Source organism: Azospirillum sp. A23, from assembly GCF_042938965.1.
Classification (GTDB): domain Bacteria; phylum Pseudomonadota; class Alphaproteobacteria; order Azospirillales; family Azospirillaceae; genus Azospirillum; species Azospirillum melinis.
On the sequence record NZ_CP170666.1, the window covers coordinates 1614722 to 1634995 of the forward strand.

At 68.5% G+C, this 20274-nt stretch carries 16 protein-coding genes; 3 read left to right on the forward strand and 13 right to left on the reverse strand.

All coding sequences use genetic code 11. The features are described 5' to 3' along the window. Positions 1-50 precede the first annotated feature (50 nt). Positions 51-1658, reverse strand: coding sequence for a hypothetical protein (locus ABNQ40_RS16065; protein ID WP_391347210.1), 1608 nt, complete (start codon positions 1656-1658; stop codon positions 51-53). Between the two features lie 447 nt (positions 1659-2105). After that, positions 2106-3389, reverse strand: coding sequence for an ABC transporter substrate-binding protein (locus ABNQ40_RS16070; RefSeq protein ID WP_391347213.1), 1284 nt, complete (start codon positions 3387-3389; stop codon positions 2106-2108). 274 nt (positions 3390-3663) lie between these two features. Between ABNQ40_RS16070 and ABNQ40_RS16075 the strand changes: the two genes are divergently transcribed. Next, a complete protein-coding gene (locus tag ABNQ40_RS16075) occupies positions 3664-4413 on the forward strand; it encodes a response regulator (protein ID WP_391347215.1) in 750 nt (249 codons plus the stop codon). Beyond that, positions 4403-5878 carry an ATP-binding protein gene (locus tag ABNQ40_RS16080; RefSeq protein WP_391347217.1) on the forward strand — a complete coding sequence of 492 codons (1476 nt, stop codon included), beginning with the start codon at positions 4403-4405 and terminating at the stop codon, positions 5876-5878. Before ABNQ40_RS16075 ends, ABNQ40_RS16080 begins: the two co-directional genes overlap by 11 nt. A gap of 193 nt (positions 5879-6071) precedes the next feature. On the opposite strand, the gene ABNQ40_RS16085 is transcribed toward ABNQ40_RS16080, so the two are convergent. The 7 genes from ABNQ40_RS16085 to ABNQ40_RS16115 form a co-directional block, all read right to left on the reverse strand. Further along, positions 6072-6896 carry an aldo/keto reductase gene (locus ABNQ40_RS16085; protein ID WP_391347219.1) on the reverse strand — a complete coding sequence of 275 codons (825 nt, stop codon included), beginning with the start codon at positions 6894-6896 and terminating at the stop codon, positions 6072-6074. A gap of 139 nt (positions 6897-7035) precedes the next feature. Continuing rightward, positions 7036-9336: a xanthine dehydrogenase family protein molybdopterin-binding subunit gene (locus ABNQ40_RS16090; RefSeq protein WP_391347222.1), complete on the reverse strand. Its 2301-nt coding sequence runs from the start codon at positions 9334-9336 to the stop codon at positions 7036-7038. Continuing rightward, on the reverse strand, positions 9333-10322 hold the full coding sequence (locus ABNQ40_RS16095) for a xanthine dehydrogenase family protein subunit M (protein ID WP_109051524.1): 990 nt from the start codon (positions 10320-10322) through the stop codon (positions 9333-9335). Before ABNQ40_RS16095 ends, ABNQ40_RS16090 begins: the two co-directional genes overlap by 4 nt. Then, a complete protein-coding gene (locus ABNQ40_RS16100; protein WP_109491146.1) occupies positions 10319-10837 on the reverse strand; it encodes a 2Fe-2S iron-sulfur cluster-binding protein in 519 nt (172 codons plus the stop codon). Before ABNQ40_RS16100 ends, ABNQ40_RS16095 begins: the two co-directional genes overlap by 4 nt. A 169-nt stretch (positions 10838-11006) precedes the next feature. Continuing rightward, positions 11007-12116, reverse strand: coding sequence for an ABC transporter ATP-binding protein (locus ABNQ40_RS16105; RefSeq protein WP_109051523.1), 1110 nt, complete (start codon positions 12114-12116; stop codon positions 11007-11009). A gap of 7 nt (positions 12117-12123) precedes the next feature. Beyond that, on the reverse strand, positions 12124-13014 hold the full coding sequence (locus tag ABNQ40_RS16110; RefSeq protein WP_098737831.1) for a carbohydrate ABC transporter permease: 891 nt from the start codon (positions 13012-13014) through the stop codon (positions 12124-12126). Continuing rightward, on the reverse strand, positions 13007-13966 hold the full coding sequence (locus ABNQ40_RS16115; RefSeq protein WP_109051522.1) for a carbohydrate ABC transporter permease: 960 nt from the start codon (positions 13964-13966) through the stop codon (positions 13007-13009). The genes ABNQ40_RS16110 and ABNQ40_RS16115 overlap by 8 nt, the downstream gene beginning before the upstream one ends. A 333-nt stretch (positions 13967-14299) precedes the next feature. Between ABNQ40_RS16115 and ABNQ40_RS16120 the strand changes: the two genes are divergently transcribed. Then, positions 14300-15316 (forward strand): oxidoreductase, encoded by a 1017-nt coding sequence (locus ABNQ40_RS16120; protein WP_109051521.1) that lies wholly within the window; start codon positions 14300-14302, stop codon positions 15314-15316. Positions 15317-15349: 33 nt separating this feature from the next. Here ABNQ40_RS16120 and ABNQ40_RS16125 read toward each other — a convergent pair whose 3' ends face one another. The 4 genes from ABNQ40_RS16125 to ABNQ40_RS16140 form a co-directional block, all read right to left on the reverse strand. Next, the gene (locus ABNQ40_RS16125; RefSeq protein ID WP_247879994.1) at positions 15350-16993 is read right to left on the reverse strand and encodes an iron ABC transporter permease; all 1644 of its coding nucleotides are present in this window, start codon (positions 16991-16993) and stop codon (positions 15350-15352) included. Between the two features lie 212 nt (positions 16994-17205). Next, complete coding sequence (locus ABNQ40_RS16130) at positions 17206-18207, reverse strand: ABC transporter substrate-binding protein (protein WP_109051519.1); 1002 nt, start codon at positions 18205-18207, stop codon at positions 17206-17208. A gap of 109 nt (positions 18208-18316) precedes the next feature. After that, positions 18317-19135 (reverse strand): phosphodiesterase, encoded by an 819-nt coding sequence (locus ABNQ40_RS16135; RefSeq protein ID WP_109051518.1) that lies wholly within the window; start codon positions 19133-19135, stop codon positions 18317-18319. A 52-nt stretch (positions 19136-19187) separates the two neighbouring features. Beyond that, positions 19188-20237 (reverse strand): ABC transporter ATP-binding protein, encoded by a 1050-nt coding sequence (locus ABNQ40_RS16140; protein ID WP_109051517.1) that lies wholly within the window; start codon positions 20235-20237, stop codon positions 19188-19190. Between the last annotated feature and the right edge of the window lie 37 nt (positions 20238-20274).

Consider the following 20274-nt stretch of genomic DNA (forward strand, 5'->3'; position numbering starts at 1 on the left):
GTTTGCCGTGGAGAAGGTTTCGGCCGGGCTGGGTGGCATCTGGCGCTCCCTCACGACCGGCGCGGATGGAGGATCCGCAGGCGTTTCGGCAGCGATGCCGCCCAGACGGCGACCGCGGCCCGTTCCTTGCGGTCGAGCATCCAGACCATGAGGAGCGTTGCTCCCAGATAGAGGGGCAGGGCTGGCAGCGTCTTGGTGTAGAAGGGATCGAACCCTTTTTCGTAGCGCCAGAAGGGGGCGAGGGAAAAGGGGGCCAGCGCCGCGACGCAGAAAATCCAGCGCGAGAACCACCAGGACGGCACAAGGGCGGCCAACGCCAGGATCCACAGCATGAACCAGGGCCACAGGTGGGTCGCTACGCTGAACACCACTGCGGCCATTACCGCGGTGGCCGCCCTCCAGGTATTTTCCGTGGTCGGCCGCCGGTACAGCATGGACAGGGTCCACAGGGCGAAACCGGCGAAGGCGCTGCGCACCAGCCAGCGCAGGGGGGCGAGGTCCATGCCCAGCAGCCGCTCCGCCACCCGGACCACGTCCACCGGCTGCAGCCACTGCCAGCCGGACATGCCGCGGACCCCGTCGAAGAAGGTCGGCGAGCGGTAGAAGAGGAAAAGGACGGCCAGGAAGAAGGCTGCGGCCGGCATTCCGCGCAGGATGTAGTCGAGGATCCGGCTTTTGAGGGGCGTGCGTCCGGATTTCCGGAAGCGGTAGAGCAGATCGACCGAGACCAGGACGGCGCTGGTGTATTTGCAGGCAGCCGATGCGGCCAGCGCCAGCGGGCCGGCACGGTCGCCGGAGGGCAGGCGCATCAGCCACAGCATCATGAAGACGACCATGGCCATGTCGTTGTGTCCTTCGCCGGCCGTGTAGATGTGGCCGACAGGCAGCCAGCCGAAGGCGACGATACCGGCGGCGGCGGTTGCCTCGTCATGGGTCCGGCCGATCTGTCGGACGATGGTCAATCCGCCGATCCAGGCGACGGCCAGGACCAGCTTGAACAGAAGTCCGGTCAACCAGACATTTCCGCCGCTGAGAGCCATGACGCCGGCCGAAATGACCGCCCAGAGCGGGCCGTAGGTCATCATCGCCGGCACCTCGTCGAAAGGAAAGGCGGCGGCCTGCGCCAGCGTGAAGGGAACATAGTAGGGATTGAGGCGCTGGAGAATCTCCCCGCCCCACAGCGCGGAGAACCAGATGTCCTGCGTCATCACCGGAAAGGACGGAAGGCACGCGATGGTGAAGACGACCGGCCAGATGAAGAGGCGGTCCGTGACTGCCTTCGGGATCGGTCCGTTGAAATCGGACAGCCGGCGAAACAACCATGCGGCCAGGAAAACCGGCAAGGCAATCGGCAGGCAATAGGACAGAAAATAAAAGCCGTCATGGGTGAAGACGTTGCCTTCGGAGAGCGCGTATCCCAGTGGGATCGGTAAGTCGGTGACGGCGGCTGCCAGACGGTCGAAGAAGGCGGCTTGGTTGGGCAGGTCGATTTCGCTATGGCGCGCATCAGACGATGCAAGAAAGTAGCTTAGGATGGTGTAGATTGATAAGGATAGAGTCGTTACTAATCCATATATGTCGACTGTTCCAATTATTTCCGTAACGTATAATTCAGATCCTAAGGAAATATTGTGATTTATGTGCTTCCTGATCCGCATGATTTTTATCCCTCTTATATTTCTCCGGGACAGCTATGGTCTAAATTTTAAGTGATGTTTGCGGACCGAATGAGTTTTCGGAAGAGTGTCCAGCGAAAATGCTTTGGTGCTAATACGGGAGCTTCCCGTATGGTTGCAGCCCTGCGCACAGTTCCGCGAATCGCCCTCGTTCGATACTGCGCGTTCGGAGAAGACGAAACCGTTTCGACGGCAAAGGTCCGACATCCCGGGGCCATTCAATTCGACGAAGGGCGCCCGGATGCTCTGTTCGGCCGCAGCGGCAAACATAAGAGTGCGCGTCGCCCCGCAATTTTGGCGCCGGGTCCACGGGCCTCCCGTATTTTGCCGGCCCTGAAAAAGAAAGCCCCTCTCCCATGGCGGGAAAGGGGCCTTTCAAGGTCACGCGCAACACCAGAGGAGAGAGGTCGAACGAGGAAAAGCAGTGGCTTACTTCGCCAGATCGACGGCTTCGGCCAGACGCTTCACCGCCTCCTGCGAAGTCATGGTGGAGTTGAAGTGGGCGGTCACCACGTCCAGGAAGGCGCCGCGGACCGCGCCGGGGACCGCCATTTCATGGGCCATCGAGGGCACGGCGCTGTTGGTGTCGATGGCGGTCTTCAGATCGTCCATCGACTTGACGGCGCATTCGTCGAAGCTGTCGCGCGCCATGTCCTGGCGGGCGGGGATCGAGCCCTTCAGCACGTTGAAGGTCTCCTGGAACTTCTTGCCCAGGATCAGCTTGGCCAGCAGCTTCTGGCCGGCGGCGCGGTCGGCTTTGGCCGAGCTGAACATGACGAAGCTGTCGGAATTGACGATGTAGCCGAACTGCCCCGGCACATGGGCGCAGACGAAGTCCTTGCCCGGCACCTTGCCGGCGGCGGTCAGCTCGCCTTTTTCCCAGTCGCCCATGATCTGCATGGCGGCCTGGCCGTTCATCAGCAGCCCGGCTGCGAGGTTCCATTCGCGGCCGGGGAAGCCGTCGTCGACATAGCCGCGCAGCTTGCGCATCTGGTCGAACACCTTGACCATCGTGTCGCTGGTCAGCGCCTTGGCGTCCAGCTCCACCAGCGCCTTGCGGTAGAAGTCGGGACCGCCAAGGCCGAGGGTGACGTCCTCGAACAGCGCGCCTTCCTGCCAGGGCTGGCCGCCATGGGCCAGCGGGATGATGCCGGCGGCCTTCAGCTTGTCGGCGGCGGCGTTGAACTCGTCCCAGGTCTTCGGGATGGCGACGCCGGCCTTCTCCATGACCTTCGGGTTCACCCACATCCAGTTGACGCGATGGATGTTCACCGGCACGGCGTAGTAATGGCCCTTGTAGGTCACCACGTCGCGGATCTGCGGCGGCAGGATGGCGTCCCAGTTCTCCGCCTTGGCGACCTCGTCCAGCGTCGCCAGCTTGCCCTGCGCCGCCCAGTCCTTGATGTTCGGACCCTTCAGCTGCACGGCGTTCGGCGGATCGCCGGCCAGCACGCGGGAGCGCAGCACGGTGCTGGCCGCGTCGCCGCCGCCGCCGGCGACCGGGGCGTCGATCCACTTGCCGCCCGCCGCCTCGAAATCCTGGCGCAGCGCGCCCGCAGCCTTCGATTCGCCGCCGGAGGTCCAGTAATGCAGAACCTCCACCGCCGGTTCGGCGTTGGCGGGTGCGGCCATGAGGGCACCGGCCATGATGGTGGCCAAGGCAATCATGCTGGTCGCGGTCATGCCGAGGATGGATTTGCTGAGAGACGGCATTTTGGACATTTCCCCCTGTTCCCTGTCTTCGTTCGGTTTCCCTGCCGGCCCCGGCTGTCCACCGTCCGGCCGCTGGAGGAACTCTATCCCGCGTGCAATTCGGCGCCCGGATTATTTGGTAACAACGCCTTATCACGGCCGCGCCGCTGTTACGCAACCGTTACAAAGCGGCCCGCGCGGCGCGCTGTACCCGGACCGGCGGGGGAGGCTACACTCGGCCCCAACGAAGAAGAAAGCCCCCGCGGGGCAGCGTACGGAAAAGGGAAGGGACGCCATGGAGCGCGCGCGCCATCTCCTGGTCGTGGACGACGATCCCGAGATCCGGGACATGCTGCATGATTTCCTGGTGAAGAGCGGCTTCCGCGTCTCCACCGCCGGCGACGGGCGCGAGATGGCGCGGGTGCTGGCGCAATGGCCGGTCGATCTCATCGTGCTCGACGTCATGCTGCCGGGGGAGGACGGGACCAGCCTGTGCCGTGGCCTGCGTGCCAAGTCGGAGACCCCCGTCATCATGCTGACCGCCATGGGCAGCGAGGTCGACCGCATCGTCGGGCTGGAGGTCGGCGCCGACGATTATCTGGTCAAGCCCTTCAGCGCTCGCGAACTGCTGGCCCGCATCCGCGCCATCCTGCGCCGCTGCGGCGGGCCGGAGCCGGTGCGCGAACGGCCGCGCGTGCTGGGCTTCGCCGGCTGGTCGCTCGACCAGGGGCGGCGGGAGCTGCGCACACCGGACCGGGTGGTGGTCCATCTCAGCCAGGGCGAATATGCCCTGCTCGGCACGCTGCTGGAGCGCGCGCCCCAGGTGGTGGAGCGCACCGAGCTGCTGGAGAAGCACCGTGGCGACACCTCGATCCCGTTCGACCGCAGCATCGACATCCAGATCAGCCGCCTGCGCCGCAAGCTGGAGGAAGGGCCGGGCGGCTCCGGGTTGATCAAGACGGTGCGCGGCATCGGCTATCAGTTCACCGCGGCGGTGGTGGACCAGGGCGAAGCCGCCTCTTCCGGACTGAGCCGTGGCGCTTGAACGGCTGCTGCCGGCCCGGCTGTCTCCTTCCCGTCTGGGCGCCGCCCGGCTGCGCCACCGCATCCTGGCGGCGATGGTGGCGCTGCTGGTGCTGACCCATGGCGGGGCGCTGGTCGGCATGCAACTGGTCGACGACCGCGCGCGGGAGCTGCTGACCGCCCACCGGCTGGGACCGTCGATGGCGGCGGCGGTGGAGGCGGCCGACCGCGCGCTGCTGGACGGGATCGCCGCCGGGCCGGCACTGGCACTGAGCGGGCTGCCCGACCTGTCGGTGTCCTGGCAGGGGCCCGGCACCCCGGCCGTGCCGTCCGGTTGGATGATGGAGGGGGTGGTCGACGCGCCGCGCCCGGTGTTCGTCGCCGTCCAGCGCGCCCTGCTGTCCGTCCATTCCGCCCGCGCCCAGACGCTGGCTGAATCCCTCTCCCTGGTGGCGGAGGACACAGCGGCCCAGCTGCGCGATGCCCGCGTCTATGTCCAGCTTGCCGGCGGCGGCTGGCTGGAGTTCGCCAGCCCGCGCTTCTGGCGGCCGCGGACCACGCCGTTCGAGATGGTGCTGGCCGGTCTGGCGGCCTTCGGTCTGGCGCTGGGGCTGCTGCTCTGGCTGCCCGGCCGGCTGGTCCGCCCGCTGGAGTCGCTGGCCGAGCAGGCGACCCGCCCGCACGACCGCCTGCATCCCCGTCCGCTGCCGGAAGATGGGCCGGAGGAGGTCGCCTCGCTCGCCCGCGCCTTCAACCAGGCGCGCAACGCGCTGCGCGACCTGATGGAGGGGCGCACCCATCTGCTGGCGGCGATCAGCCACGATCTGCGCACCCCGGCGACGCGGCTCCGGCTGCGTGCCGAATATGTCGATGACGATGCGCTGCGCGCCAAGATGATGGCCGACATCGACGAGATGGCGGCGATGGTCACCGCGACGCTGGAGTTCCTCGGCGACGACGTGCTGCGCGAGGAGGTCGAGGTGGTGGCCTTCGCCAGCCTGTTGCAGAGCCTGTGCGACGACTATGCCGACACCGGCTCGCCGGTGACCTACCACGAGCCGCCGCCGCTCCAGTTCGCCGCCGTCCGCACCATCTTCGGCGGCGGGGTGGAGCGCAGCGACCGTTTCGAGCAGGCCCGCCAGCTCCGCCTCGCCGGCCGCCCGTCCAGCCTGCGCCGCGCCTTCGCCAACCTGATCGACAACGCCATCAAGTACGGCGAGCGCGCCACCGTCTCCGTCGATGCCGACGCTGTCGAGATCGTCGTCGATGTCTGCGACGAGGGACCGGGCATCCCGGAGGCGGAGATCGCCAACGTCTTCAAGCCTTTCGTCCGGCTGGAGGGCTCCCGCAACCGCAAGACCGGCGGCAGCGGTCTCGGCCTGTCCATCGTGAAGTCGATCGTTGAGGCCCATCAGGGACGGATCGAACTGAGCAACCGCGCCAGCGGCGGCTTGCGGGTGCGGGTGACGCTGCCGCGGATGTTGTGAGGGGACGAGGATAAACGCCCTCTCCCGCCCCGGGAGAGGGAGGGGACCCACGAAGTGGGGAGGGTGAGGGGGAACCCAAGAGGCCCCAACCTGCCTGATCCTTGTACTACCCCTCACCCTTCCCACCGCTTCGCGGCGGGCCCCTTCCCTCTCCCGGGGCGGGAGAGGGAACGCACTTCGAGGAAGAGTTCGCTCACTTGTCCCAAGCCGGCGCCAGCCCCGCCGGACTGACTATCCGCCCGTTCGGTTGCGCCAGCTTCGCAATCGCCGCCATGTCGCCGTCATCCAGCACGAAGTCGAACAGCGCGAAATTCTCCGGCACCCGTTCCGGCTTGGCGGTCTTCGACAGCACGATGTGGCCCAGCTGGATCAGCCAGCGCAGCGTCACCTGCGCCGCCGTCTTGCCATGCTTGGCGCCGATCCGCTGCAACTCCGGATCGCGCGGCACCTTGCCGTCGGCCATGGCGTAATAGGCGGTGATCGCCACGCCCAGTTCGCTCGCCGCCGCCGCCATCGCGCTCTGGTCGAGATAGGGGTGGACCTCAATCTGGTTGGTGACGATGGGGGCCTGGCTGCGCTCGACCGACTCCCGCAGCTGGGCGATGTTCTGGTTGCTGACGCCGATGAAGCGGGTCTTGCCGGCCGCCTGCGCCGCGTTCAGCATCTCGATCTGCTCGGCGATGGCGACCTGATCGGCCGGCCAGTGCAGCAGCAGCAGATCGACCCGGTCGACCTTCAGCTTCTCCAGGCTCTCATCCACCGACGCGGCGAACAGGTCAGGGCTGTATTTGTCGACCCAGACCTTGGTGGTCAGGAACAGCTCGTCGCGCCGCGCGCCGGCCGCTTGCAGGGCGCGGCCGAGGGCGGCTTCGTTGCGGTAGATCTGCGCGGTGTCGAAATGGCGGAAACCGGCTTCGAGCGCCGCCGGAACCACCCGCTCGACCTCCTCGTCCGACATGCGGAAAACGCCGAAGCCCAATGCTGGGATTTCGGCGCCATTCGCTTTCACGGTCTGCATCCTGCTCTCTCTCCTAACCGGCGCCGTAGCGCGTCACTTCGCTTGGGAACGAGACATAGGGCGGGAGGGGCCGTCCGCAAACCGCTTCTCCCGCCCAATCACCTGTGAACCGAATTCCCAAATCGAAGGCTTCGAAGCATCACATCAGCTTGTCGAGCGTGATCGGCAGGTCGCGGATGCGCTTGCCGGTGGCGTTGTAGACGGCGTTGGCGACCGCGGCGCCGACGCCGGTGATGCCGATCTCGCCGATGCCGCGGGCACCCATCGGCGCCTGCGGGTCGGGGATGTCGGTGTAGAGGATCTCGATGGCGGGAACGTCCATCTGCACCGGCACGTGATAGTCGGCGAGCGAGGCGTTGACGATGCGGCCGGTGCGCGGATCGAAGTTGGTCTCCTCGGTCAGCGCCAGCCCGATCCCCATGATGATGCCGCCCTTGAACTGGCTGGTCGCCGTCTTGGCGTTCAGGATGCGGCCGGCGTCGAAGGAGCCGAGGAAGCGCGAGACACGGACCTCGCCGGTGATCTCGCTGACCCGGACCTCGCAGAACTGCGCGCCGTAGGAATGCATCGAGAAGGCTTCCATCTCCGCCGGCGGCGGGGCTTCGGCCTCGCAGACCAGCTCGCCGCGTCCCGACCGGCGCAGGATCGACTCATAGCTTTCGAAGCGCGCGGCATCGTCGCGGTGGCCGATGCCGCTGTCCCGCGTCTCGACCTCGGCCAGCGACAGGCCGGCCAGCGGCGAATCGTTGCCGGCGAGCTTCAGCAGCTCCTCGACGAAGACCTCCGTCGCGGCGATGACGGCGCCGCCGATGGAGGCGGTCTGCGTCGAGCCGCCGGCGATCACCCCGCGCGGCAGGGTCGTGTCGCCATACTCGAAGTCGACCTGCTCCAGCGGCACGCCGAGCCGGGCGGCGATGTGCTGGACCTGCACCGTCGCCGTGCCCATGCCCATGTCGTGCACCGCGGTCGAGACGGTCACCTGCCCGGCGGCCGTCAGCCTGATCCGCGCCGCACCGCCGGGGAAGCGGTGGTAGGGGTAGGTCGCCGTGGCGCATCCCATGCCGATCAGCCACTCGCCGTCCCGCTGCTGGCGTGGTGTCGGATTGCGGCGCTCCCAGCCGAACCGTTCCGCGCCCTTGTCGTAGGCGTCGATCAGGTGGCGGGAGGAGAAGGGCTTGCCGCTGGTCGGGTCCTTCTCCGGCTCGATGCGCCGCCGCAGCTCGATGGGGTCGAGGCCCAGCGTTGAAGCCAGTTCGTCGATGGCGCATTCAAGCGCGAAGGTGCCGACGGATTCGCCGGGCGCCCGCATGAAGGTGTTCGCCAGCATGTCCATGTCGGCGACCTCCTGGGCCAGCCGGACCGACTTGGCGGCATAGAGGTGGCGGGTCGGGAAGGTGAACTGCTCGGGGCAGGAGTTGTGCGCGGTCATTGCCGCGATGCCGGTGTGGATGAGCGCGTCGAGCCTGCCGTCGGCGCCAGCGCCCAGCGCCACCCGCTGCTCCGTCAGCGTCCGGCCGCCGACGACGCGGAACACACCCTCGCGCGACAGCATGATGCGCACCGGCCGGCCGGCGAGTTTCGCGGCGGCGCAGGCGAGGATCTGGTGGTCCCACAGGCATTTGCCGCCGAAGCCGCCGCCGACATAGGGGGAGGAGACGCGGACCTTGTCCGCTTCCAGCCCGAAGATGTCGGCCAGTTGCCCGGCGGTCAGGTCGAGAAGCTGGCTGGCGTCATGCACGCGCAGCTCGTCGCCGGTCCAGGCGACGGTCGCCGCATGCAGTTCGATGGCGTTGTGGTTGTGCCGCGGCGTCCGGTAGATTTGATCGACCTGCACCGCCGCACCCTTCAGCGCCGCCTCGGCATCGCCGATCTCGACCACCGGCGGCTGGCCCAGGATGTTGTCGAGCTGGCGCGGCGTCTTCCTGGCCTCGTCGAAGGAGGTCACCGCCGGCAGCGGCGCATAGTCGGCCGTCACCAGCGAGGCGGCATGGTCCGCCTGCTCCTGCGTCTCGGCGAGGACGACGGCGATGGGCTGGCCGTTCCAGTGGATTTCGTCATTTTGCATGACCGGCAGGTCGCTCGCCCCGGCGGCGGTTGGCGACGACATCATCAACGACGGCGCCTTCATCCGCGGCGCGTTGCGGTGGGTCATCACCAGCACGACGCCGGGAGCCGCCTCGGCCGCCGCGGTGTCGAGCGCCGTGATCCGCCCGCGCGCGATGGTGCTGAAGGCGAGCGCTGCGTAGCAGAGGCCCTCATAGGGAAACTCGGCGGCGAACCGCGCCTTGCCCTGGACCTTCAACGGCCCTTCGATGCGCGAAACCGGCTGGCCTAGCGTGCCCTGTCCCTGCGCGCCATGTTTTCGCAGCATCGGATCCTGCGTGACCGCCGGCTGCCAGCGGCCGGGCCGGGAAGCGGCGGCGTCGGATTGCGCGCTCATGCCTCGTCTCCTGTCAGGTCGCCGAGGACGGCGACGATGGTCCGTTTCGCCAGCTCGATCTTGAAGGCGTTGTCGCGAAGCCCGGTCGCGGCGGCCAGTTCCGCCTCCGCGGCGGCGCGGAAGCTCTCCGGCGTGGCCGGCCGGCCCTTCAGCGCCGCTTCGGCCGCCGAGGCACGCCACGGCTTGTGGGCGACGCCGCCGAGCGCCAGCCGCACGTCGCGCACCGTCCCGTCCTCGGCAAGATCGAGGGCGGCGGCGACCGACACCAGCGCGAAGGCATAGCTGGCACGGTCTCGCACCTTGCGGTAGGTCGAGCGGCGGGCGAAGGGCAGGGGCGGGAGTTCGACCGCGGCGATCAGTTCGCCCGGCGTCAGCTCCGTCTCGATGTCCGGCCGGTCGCCGGGCAGCCGGTGCAGGTCGGCAAGCGCGATGCTGCGCGGTCCCGTGGGGCCGTCCAGATGCACCGTCGCGTCGAGTGCGGCGAGCGCCACGCACATGTCGGACGGATGGGTGGCGACGCAGGCCGGCGAGGCGCCGAGGATGGCATGGTAACGGTTGAAGCCGTCGCGGGCGTCGCAGCCGGCCCCCGGCTGGCGTTTGTTGCAGGCCGCAGCAGTGTCGTAGAAATAACGGCAGCGCGTGCGTTGCAGAATGTTGCCGCCGACCGTCGCCATGTTGCGGATCTGGGCGCTGGCCCCGGCGAGGATCGCGCGGGCCAGCAGTGGATAATGCGTGCGGACATGGCCGTCGGCGGCGAGCGCGGTGTTGGTCGCCGCCGCCCCGATCAGCAGGCCGCCGTCGGCGCGCGGCTCGATGCCGTTCGGCAGGCCGGTGACGTCGACCAGCATCTCCGGCCGTTCGACCGTCTCGCGCATCAGGTCGACCAGATTGGTGCCGCCGCCGAGATAGCGCGCCGCGGCATTGCCTTTCGCCAATCCAATGGCGGCCGCCGCGTCGGCGGCCCGTTCATAGCTGAAGGGGTTCATGCCCGTGCCCCTTCCTGCGTCTTGACCAGCGTTTCGGAGATTGCCTCGATGATGCCGTTGTAGGCGCCGCAGCGGCAGAGGTTGCCGCTCATGCGTTCGCGCAGCTCGGTTTCATCGATGGAGATGCTGTCCGCCGACAGGTCGGCGGTGACGACGCTCGGGATGTTGCGCTCGATCTCGCGCGCCATGCCGACGGCGGAACAGAGCTGGCCGGGCGTGCAGTAACCGCACTGGAATCCGTCATGCTCGACGAAGGCCTGCTGCAACGGATGCAGGGCGCCGTCGCTGCCCAGCCCTTCGACGGTGGTGATGCTGCGGCCCTGATACTGGACCGCCAGCGCCAGACAGGAATTGATGCGTTCGCCGTCGACCAGCACGGTGCAGGCGCCGCAGGCGCCCTGATCGCACCCCTTCTTGGTGCCTGTGAAGCCCAGACTGTTGCGGAGGAGGTCGAGCAGCGAGCTGCGGATGTCCGCCTCGACCTCGACGCTTTGCCCATTGATGGTGAAGTTCATCAGCGCATTCCCCATGTCGGAACGGGTCCTGCCCGACGGCAGACCACGGCCGGCTCCCCACCTCGCGGGCGGATTGAGCCGGCCTGATAACCGTCAACGACGCTGGAAATCACGCTGGTCGGGGAAAAATCTCCCTCTCCCCGGGGGAGGAGAGGGAGATTATCGACGCTCAGATCCGCTGTTCGGTCTTCGGGTCGAACAGGTTCGCCCGCGCCATGTCGATCATGAAGTCGGCGGTCTCACCCTCCGCCACCCGGTCGCTCGGCTTGATGCGGGCGACCACCTCATGGCCGTTCAGCTCGACATAGGTGATGGTGTCGGCCCCGGTCGGCTCCAGCACATTGACGCCGCAGGCGACCTTCACCAGCGCCGGGTTGCCGGCGGCGATCGCCGGGTCGTAACAGGTGATGGCCTCCGGACGGATGCCCAGGATCACCTCCTGGCCCAGCCAGTGGCCGGCCTGCTCCGGTGCCTGGAACAGCGGCAGGAAGCCGCTGCGCTCGCGCCCGATGCTGACGCCCAGCCGGTCGCCCTCGGCCGACAGCGTGCCGCGCACGAAATTCATGGTGGGGGAGCCGATGAAGCTCGCCACATACATGTTGGCCGGCCGCTCATAGACCTCCTGCGGCGGGGCGAACTGCTGGACGACGCCCTCCTTCATGATGGCGATCCGGCTGGCCAGCGTCATCGCCTCGATCTGGTCGTGGGTGACGTAGACCACGGTGGTGCCGAGCCGCTGGTGCAGCTTCTTGATCTCGGTGCGCATGTCGACGCGCAGCTTGGCGTCCAGGTTGGACAGCGGCTCGTCGAACAGGAACACCTTGGGATCGCGGACCAGAGCGCGGCCCATGGCGACGCGCTGGCGCTGGCCGCCCGACAGCTGCGCCGGCTTGCGGTCGAGCAGATGCTCGATCTGCAGCAGCTTGGCGACGCGGCGGACGGCGCCTTCGCGCTCCGGCTTGGCCTGCCCGCGCATCTCCAGCGAGAAGCCGATGTTCCGTGCCACCGTCATGTTGGGGTAGAGCGCGTAGGACTGGAACACCATGGCGATGTCGCGGTCCTTTGGGTGGACCTCGTTGACCACGCGCTGATCGATGCGGATCTCGCCGGCGCTGATCGTCTCCAGGCCGGCGATCATGTTGAGCAGGGTGGATTTCCCGCAGCCCGACGGACCGAGCAGGACGAGGAATTCGCCGTCCGTCAGGTCCAGGTCGATGCCCTTCAGGACCTCGACGCTGCCATACTGCTTGCGGACGTTGTTGATGCTGAGAGTCGCCATCGGAAGATCACCCCTTGACGGAGCCGGCGGTCAGACCGCGGATGAAGTATTTGCCGGCGAGCACATAGACGACGAGGGTGGGCAGGCCGGCGATCATCGCCGCCGCCATGTCGACGTTGTACTGCTTCACGCCGGTGGTGGTGTTGACAAGGTTGTTCAGCGCGACCGTCACCGGCTGTGCGCCGCCCGCCGCGAAGGACGCCCCGAACAGGAAATCGTTCCAGATCTGGGTGAACTGCCAGATGATCGTCACCACCAGGATCGGCAGCGACAGCGGCAGCATGATCTTGGTGAAGATCTGGAAGAAACCGGCGCCGTCGATGGTCGCGGCCTTCACCAGATCGTCGGGGATGCTGACATAGTAGTTGCGGAAGAACAGGGTGGTGAAGGCGAGGCCATACACCACATGCACCAGGATCAGCCCGCCGGCACTGCCGGCCAGCCCGAGGAAGCCCAGCGTCTGCGCCATCGGCAGCAGGATCACCTGCGACGGCAGGAAGCTGCCGAACAGGATCATGCCGAAGACGATGTTGGCGCCGCGGAACCGCCACTTGGTCAGGGCATAGCCGTTCAGCGCCCCGAACAGGGTCGAGATGACCACCGCCGGCCCGACGATGACGAGGGAGTTGAGGAAATAGGGCGCCATGCCGCGGCAGTCGGCGCCGATGCAGGCGCGGTTCCAGGCATAGCTCCAGGCATCCAGGCTGAAGTCGCGCGGCAGCGACAGCAGCGACCCGGTGCGGATTTCCTCCGGGCTCTTGAAGGAGGTGGCGATCATCAGCAGCAGCGGCAGCAGGTAATAGGCCGCGAACAGCAGGAGGATCAGGTACAGGCCCCAGCGGGCGATGCGGGCGCCGGTGCCCTGCGCCGGCGGCAGGGCGGAGGTCAGGCTAGACACGCTTGCCTCCCTTCAGTTCGGAATAGAGGTAGGGCACAATGATCGCCACCACGGTCGCCAGCATCATCAGCGCGCTGGCCGACCCGATGGCGATCTGGTTGCGGCGGAAGGTCATCTCGTACATGAAGGTCGCCGGCAGGTCGGAGGCATAGCCCGGACCGCCGCCGGTCAACGCCACCACGAGGTCGTAGCTCTTGACCGCGAGGTGGGCGAGGATGACGAAGGCGCTCATGAACACCGGCCGGACCGACGGCAGGACGATGCCCCAATAGATGCGCGGCAGGCTGGCGCCGTCGAGATATGCGGCTTTGATGATCTCCTGATCGACGCCCCGCAGCGCCGCCAGGAACAGCGCCATGACGAAGCCGGAGCTTTGCCAGACCGCGGCGATCACCAGCGTGTAGACGGCGGTGTCCTGCTGGACGATCCAGTCGAAGGTGAAGCCGGGAAAGCCCAGGTCGCGGACGAACTGCTGGATGCCGATGCCGGGGTTGAGGATCCATTTCCAGGCGGTGCCGGTGACGATGAAGCTGAGCGCCATCGGGTAGAGATAGATGGTGCGCAACGCCCCTTCGCCGCGGATGCGCTGGTCGAGCAGCACCGCCAGCAGGATGCCGACGATCAGGCTGATGCCGATGAACAGCCCGCCGAAGATCAGCAGGTTTTCGATGGCGACGTACCAGCGCTCGATCCGCCACAGCTTGGAGAAGGCATCGGCGCCGACCAGCTCGTAGGACGGCAGCATCTTCGAATTGGTGAAGCTGATATAGACCGTCCAGACGATGAAGCCGTAGACGAACAGCAGGATCGCCGCGAAGGACGGGGCGACCACCAGCTTCGACAGATGCCGCTGCGCCAGCGCGCGCAGCGCGCCCGACTTTGGCGGGGTGGCGCTGCCGGGGGCGGCCTCTTCTCCGGCTGCCGGCCGGTAGGATGGGGTCTGCAAGGTCATGGTGCGAGCCTCATCGGCTTTTGGGCCGGCTTTCGGGCCGGCCTCGCACACGGATGCAGGTCGCGCATGTCGGTTCCCTCCCGTGACGCGGTGCTGTTGGACCGCTGCAAGACGGTCGTTCGCTTGGCGGTCACTGTACGCTGCCGATGATGGGCGAGGCGGACAATTTGGTAACGCGGCGCTTTCCCGGCGCCCGTGTTGTTACGTGGCTGTTACACAGAGGCCCGCCCGCCCGGCCGGGAGGATGGTATGCCGATGCGGGCGCTGTTGCGCCGGGGCCGGGCGGACGCCATGGTCTGTCGGGCAAGCCTTTTGCGAAGAGGACACGAGACGATGAACAGCCTGTCGGTCGGTCTGCTGGGATTCGGCCTTGCCGGGTCGGTGTTCCACGCGCCGCTGATCCGCAGCGAACCGCGCCTGCGTCTGACGGCGGTCGCCAGCTCGCGCATCGACGACATCCGCCGCAGCGCACCGGGGGCCGTGGCGACGACGGCCGAGGCGGTGATCGCCGACCCAAGCATCGACCTCGTGGTGATCGCCACCCCCAACACCAGCCACGCCCCCCTGGCCCGCGAGGCTCTGCTGGCTGGCAAGCATGTGGTGATCGACAAGCCGATGGCGACCAACGCGGCGGAGGCCGGCGAGCTGATCGACCTCGCCAAGCGGCAGGGGCGGCTGCTGACCGTCTTCCACAACCGGCGCTGGGACAACGACTTCCTGACCCTGCGCGCCTGCCTGGAGGCGGGCGAGATCGGCCGCCCCTATCACTACGAGGCGCATTACGACCGCTTCCGCCCGCAGATCAAGCAGGGCTGGCGCGAACGGACGCTGCCCGGCTCGGGCGTGCTGTTCGACCTCGGCGCCCACCTGATCGATCAGGCGGTGACCCTGTTCGGCCTGCCCGACCGCATCCTCGCCGATGTCGGCGCCCAGCGGCCGGACGCTGAGGTCGACGACTGGTTCCACATCGTGCTGGGCTATGGGCCGATGCGGGCGATCCTGCATTGCGGAACGGTGGTCTGCCGGCCGGGTCCGCGCTTCCAGCTGCATGGCGACGGCGGCAGCTTCCTCAAGCACGGCATCGACGGGCAGGAGGCGGCGCTCCGCGACGGCCGCCTGCCGACCGAAGCCGGCTGGGGCCTGGACGATCCCGAGAATCACGCCCTGCTGGTCCGGGCCGACGGGACGGAACGCCGGGTGGAGACGTTGCGCGGCGACTATCCCGCCTTCTACCGCGGCGTGGCCGCTGCCATCCTCGACGGCGCTCCGCCGCCGGTGACCGCCGGGCAGGCGCGCGACGTGCTGAGCGTGCTGGAGGCGGTGCGCAAGGCGGCGGGCTTGCCGGCCTGATGGATCTCCAACTCCGCTCCTAACTCTGCCCCCTTAACTCCGCCAGGGCACCACGCCCGGCGGCAGGCGGCGGCCGAACCTGCCGGCGGCGAGCATCGCGGCCAGCACCACCAGGATGGCGATGACGCCCAGCGCGGCGCCCAGCGTCGGGCTGCCGCCCTCCTCCAGCGCATAGACGACGACGCCCAGCGTCTCGTGCCCCTGCGACCACAGCAGGATGGAGACGGTCAGCTCGTTGAAGGCGGTCAGGAAGACCAGCAGCCCGCCGGCCGCCGCCGCCGGGGCGACCATCGGCGCGACCACCGTCACCAGCCGCCGCAGCGGCCCGGCCCCCAGCGCGCGCGCCGCCTCCTCCACTGTCGGGTCGAGCGCGGCGCAGGCCGCCTGCACCGGCCGCAGCGCCAGCGGCAGGAAGCGGACCAGATAGGCCGCCAGGATGATCCACAGCGTGCCGTACAGGCTGACGCCCAGCCCCGGCAGCGGTTTCAGGAACAGCAGGATGCAGCCGATGCCCAGCACCACCCCCGGCACGGCGTGCGGCAGCTCCACCAGCACGCCGACCGCCCGCGCGATCCGCCCGCTGCCGCCGGACAGCGCCATCGCATGGGCCAGCGGCACCGCCAGCAGGGCGAGCAGCGCCGCGGCCGATCCCGACAGCAGCAGCGAATTGGCGAAGGCCCGCCCGACCTGATCGAGCGCCAGCACCTCGCGGTAATGGGCCAGCGTCAGCGTGCCGAAACCGATGGGCAGGCCATAGACGCTGACGAGGCTGGTCGCCAGCAGCGCCGTCAGCGGTGCGGCGACGAGCAGCGCCAGCACGCCCCAGGCGAGCCACTCCACCGGCGCGCGGGTGGCCCCGAGCGGCAGCTCGGCCAGCGGCCGGGCACCGCCGGGCAGGCGGCTGGCGATGCGTGCTTGCAGGATGGTCTGGAGGGCGATGCCCAGGCAGGCGACGAGGCCGATCAGCGCCGCCAGCACCGCCACCTCCGGCAATGCCGACGGCCCGAAGCCGGCCAGCCGCCGGTAGATCAGCGTCGGCAGCATCGGAATGCCGGCCGGTACGCCGAGCAGTGCCGGCACCCCGAAATTCCCCAGCGCCGCGACGAAGGCCATGGCGAGCCCGGCGACCAGCCCCGGCAGGCAGAGCGGCAGCACCACGCCGCGCACCGCCCGCCACGGCCCGGCCCCGGATGCCCGCGCCGCCTCCAGCATGTCGCCGGGAATGGCGCGCAGCGCCGCGCGCAGGGCGAGGAAGACCAGCGGCGCGTGTTCGATTCCCATCACCAGCATCATGCCGGCGGACGACTGCACCGGGTTTGCCGTGCCGACCGGGGGAGCCAGCCCCAGCGGCTTCAGGATCGGGCTGCCCGACCCGGCGAGATGGGTCCAGGCCATCGCCACGATCTGCGGCGGGATCATCAGCGGCAGGATCAGGGCGAAGCTCATCGCCGTTCGGGCGCGCAGGTTCGTCAGTCCGATCAGCAGCGCGAAGGGACCGCCGATCATCGCCGCCGCCAGCGTGGCACCGGCGGCGATGGCGATGCTGTTGGTCGTGGCCCGCCACGTCGCGGGGGAGTTCAGCACACGGGCCAGCACCGCGGCGTCGCCGGCCTCCCACAGCAGGCGCAGCACAGGCAGCAGCACCAGCAAGCCGACGAGCAGCGGCCAGCCGGGCAAAATGTGGAAAGCGCTTTTTCCCGTCCTCTGCTCCCCCGGGGCGATCTCCCTCTCCCCCCCGGGGAGAGGGTCGGGGTGAGGGGGATGCACAGCATGGATTTTCACGGGGGTAACGGGGTACGCGGTTCTTGTAGATCCTCGCAACGCGTCCCCCTCACCCTAACCCTCTCCCCAGGGGGGAGAGGGGAGTACCCGTTTTCACAGCCACACCCTCACCCGCCGAACAGATCGGCGAAGGCGCGCTTGTTGGCGTCGTCCTCGGCCAGCGCCTTGGCGGGGTCGTAGGGCAGCAGCGTGATGCCGGCCGGATCGGGGAAGCCCGGCGGCGGGTTCACCCCCGGCAGCGCCGGCAGGAAGCCCTGGGCCGAGGCAAGCTCCTGCCCCTCGCGGCTCAGCAGGAAGTCGATGAAGGCCTTCGCCGCCGCCGGATTCTTCGCGGTGCTGAGGATCGCCACCGGCTCGCTGACCGCGCTGACGCCCTCCTTGGGGAAGACGAAGGCGACGGGCGCGCCCTTCAGATGCTCGCGGATCGGCAGGTAATCGACGATCATGCCGTAGAGCTTCGCCCCGCCGGCCACGTCTTTCAGGATGCCGCCGTTGCCCTTGGCCGCGGTGACGGCATTGCGCTGCAACGCCTCGTAATAGGCCATGCCCAGCGCCGGCTGCGCCTTGATCGACGCCATATGGATGGCGGCGGCGCCGGAATAGAGCGGGCTCGGCATCACCGTCGTGCCCTTGGCCTCCGGCTTCAGCAGATCCTGCCAGGAGGTCGGCTTCATCGCTGCGGCGGTGTTGTAGACGATGCCGGTGGTGATCAGCTTGGTGCCGAACCAATAGCCCTGCGCATCGTGCGTGCCGGGGCGGAAGCCGGCGACCGGAGCGCCCTCATAGGGTTGCAGCCGCTTTTCCGCCTTCAGCGATTCCATCGTCACCGCGTCGGCGATCAGCAGCAGGTCCGGCTGCGGCGCCCCGGCGGTGAACTCGGCGCGCAGTTTGTTCATCAACTCGGTGGTGCCGTTGCGGATCCACTCCACCTCGACACCGGGGTTCTTCGCCTTGAAGGCCTCCACCGTCTGGCGGGCGTCCGGCTCCAGCTGCGAGGTGTAGAGCACCAGCTTGCCGGTGACGCCGTCGGCCAGCGCCGCCTGGGAAATGGCGCCATGACCGAGCGCCAGCGTCAGGACCGCGGCGAAGGTGGCGAGAAACGCCTTCATCTCTGTCGTCTCCGTTGGATCGGGAGCCTTGTCTTACGCGATACCGATGACAGGCGCGTGACAATGGACGGAAAGGCCCAAATCAATCAATAGGGGCTGGCAATAGGGGCTAGTCGATCAGCTTTCCGTCCTTGAAGAAGGGATAGGGGCCGTCATAGGCGCCGATCGCAGCGGTGTGGCTGACCACCCCGGTGTCGGCGCGCCACATGTGGATCTGATAGCCCGGCGGCTCCATCACGAAGGCCGACGGCGCGTCGTCGCGCAGGTCGAGCGCCACCTGATGCGCGGTGGACGGTGCCGTCGAGGCGATGGTGCCGGCCCAGCGCACCTGGATCGGCCGGTGCAGATGGCCGCACAGCACCCGCTCCACTTGGCTATGGCGGCGGACCACCGCGGCCATGTCCGCCGCCCCGCTCAGCCCCAGCCGGTCCATATGGCCGATACCGGTGTCGAAGGGCGGGTGGTGCTGGAAGACGATGGTCGGCCGGTCCGGCTGTTCGGCCAGCCGCGCGTCGAGCCAGCCGAGCCGCTCGGCGCAGACCTCGCCCGCGCCGGATCCCGGCAGGACGGTGTCCATGGCGATCAGGCGCACCGGCCACTCCTCCACCGTGTAGTGGAAGAACGGGCTGCCGCCCACCCGCGCCGCCAGATCGGGGAAGGCTTTGGCGAGACCAGCACGCTCGTCATGGTTGCCGGGCACCGCGAACAGCGGGATGTCGAGCGGCCGCAGCAGGTCGAGCAGCCGCTCATACTCCTCGGCATCGCCCGCATCGACGAGGTCGCCGGTGGCGAGGATGACGTCGGGGCGCGGGGTGAGCGCCAGGACGGCGGCGACGGCCCGCTCCAGGAAGGGGGCGGTGTCGACTCGCCGGTAGGCGAGGCGGCCGGGCGGCTTGATGTGGGTGTCGGTGATCTGGACGATGATCATGGGATGGGCTCTCGGTGGGCTTTTCGGGGTCTTGAGTGTTCGTTCGCGAGCGTTACGGGACCGCCAGCACCCGCGCCGGATCGACCCGCAGCCACACCCGGTCGCCGCGCCCCAGTCCGCTGCGCCCGGCGGCATCCACCGTCAGCGCCGGCCCGTCCGCCGGCTCCACCACCAGCCGGGTGCGGTCGCCCAGGAACACCGCGGCGGCGACGGTGCCGCCCAGATGCCCGTCGGCCTCGGCGGCAAGCGTCAGATCCTCCGGCCGGACCAGCAGCTCCACGGCACCCTCCGGCCCGGTCCAGGGCAGCGTCGCCGACCCGATGGACAGCGTGCCGCCGCGTGACATGCCGCCCAGTCGGTTCATCGTGCCGATGAAGTCGGCGACGAAGCCGTCCGCCGGCTGGTAATAGATCTCGCGCGGCGTCCCCACCTGCGCCACCCGGCCCTTGGCCATCACGACGATGCGGTCGCCCAGCGCCATCGCCTCGCCCTGGTCGTGGGTGACATAGACGGCGGTGATGCCCAGCCCGCGCAGCAGCCGGTCGATCTCCAGCCGCAGACTGTCGCGCAGCTTGGCGTCCAGCGCCGTCAGCGGCTCGTCCAGCAGCAGCACGCGCGGCCGCACCACCAGGGCGCGGGCCAGCGCCACCCGCTGCCGCTGCCCGCCCGACAGCTGGTCGATCCGCCGCCCGGCGAACTCGCCGAGATGCATCAGGTCCAGCATCTCCTCCACCCGGCGCCCGCGGTCTGCGCGGGCAACTTTGCGCACCTTCAGCCCGTAGGCGACGTTCTCCGCCACCGTCATGTTGGGGAACAGGGCGTAGCTCTGGAACACCATGCCGACATTGCGCCGCTCGATGGGAAGGGCGGTGACGTCCTCCTCGCCGAACAGCACGCGGCCGCCTGGATCGGGGCTTTCCAGCCCGGCGATGATGCGCAGCGTCGTGGTCTTGCCGCAGCCGGAGGGGCCGAGGAAGACGACGGTCTCGCCGCCGCGGATGGTCAGGTCCAGCGGCTCCAGCGCGCGGGCGCCGCCGGCGAAGGTCTTGCCGCAGCGCTCCAGGCGGATCGGCACGGCGTCGAGGTGGAAGCTGTTCTGCATCGCGCTGTCTGGCATCACGCTGTCTGGCATTGTGAAG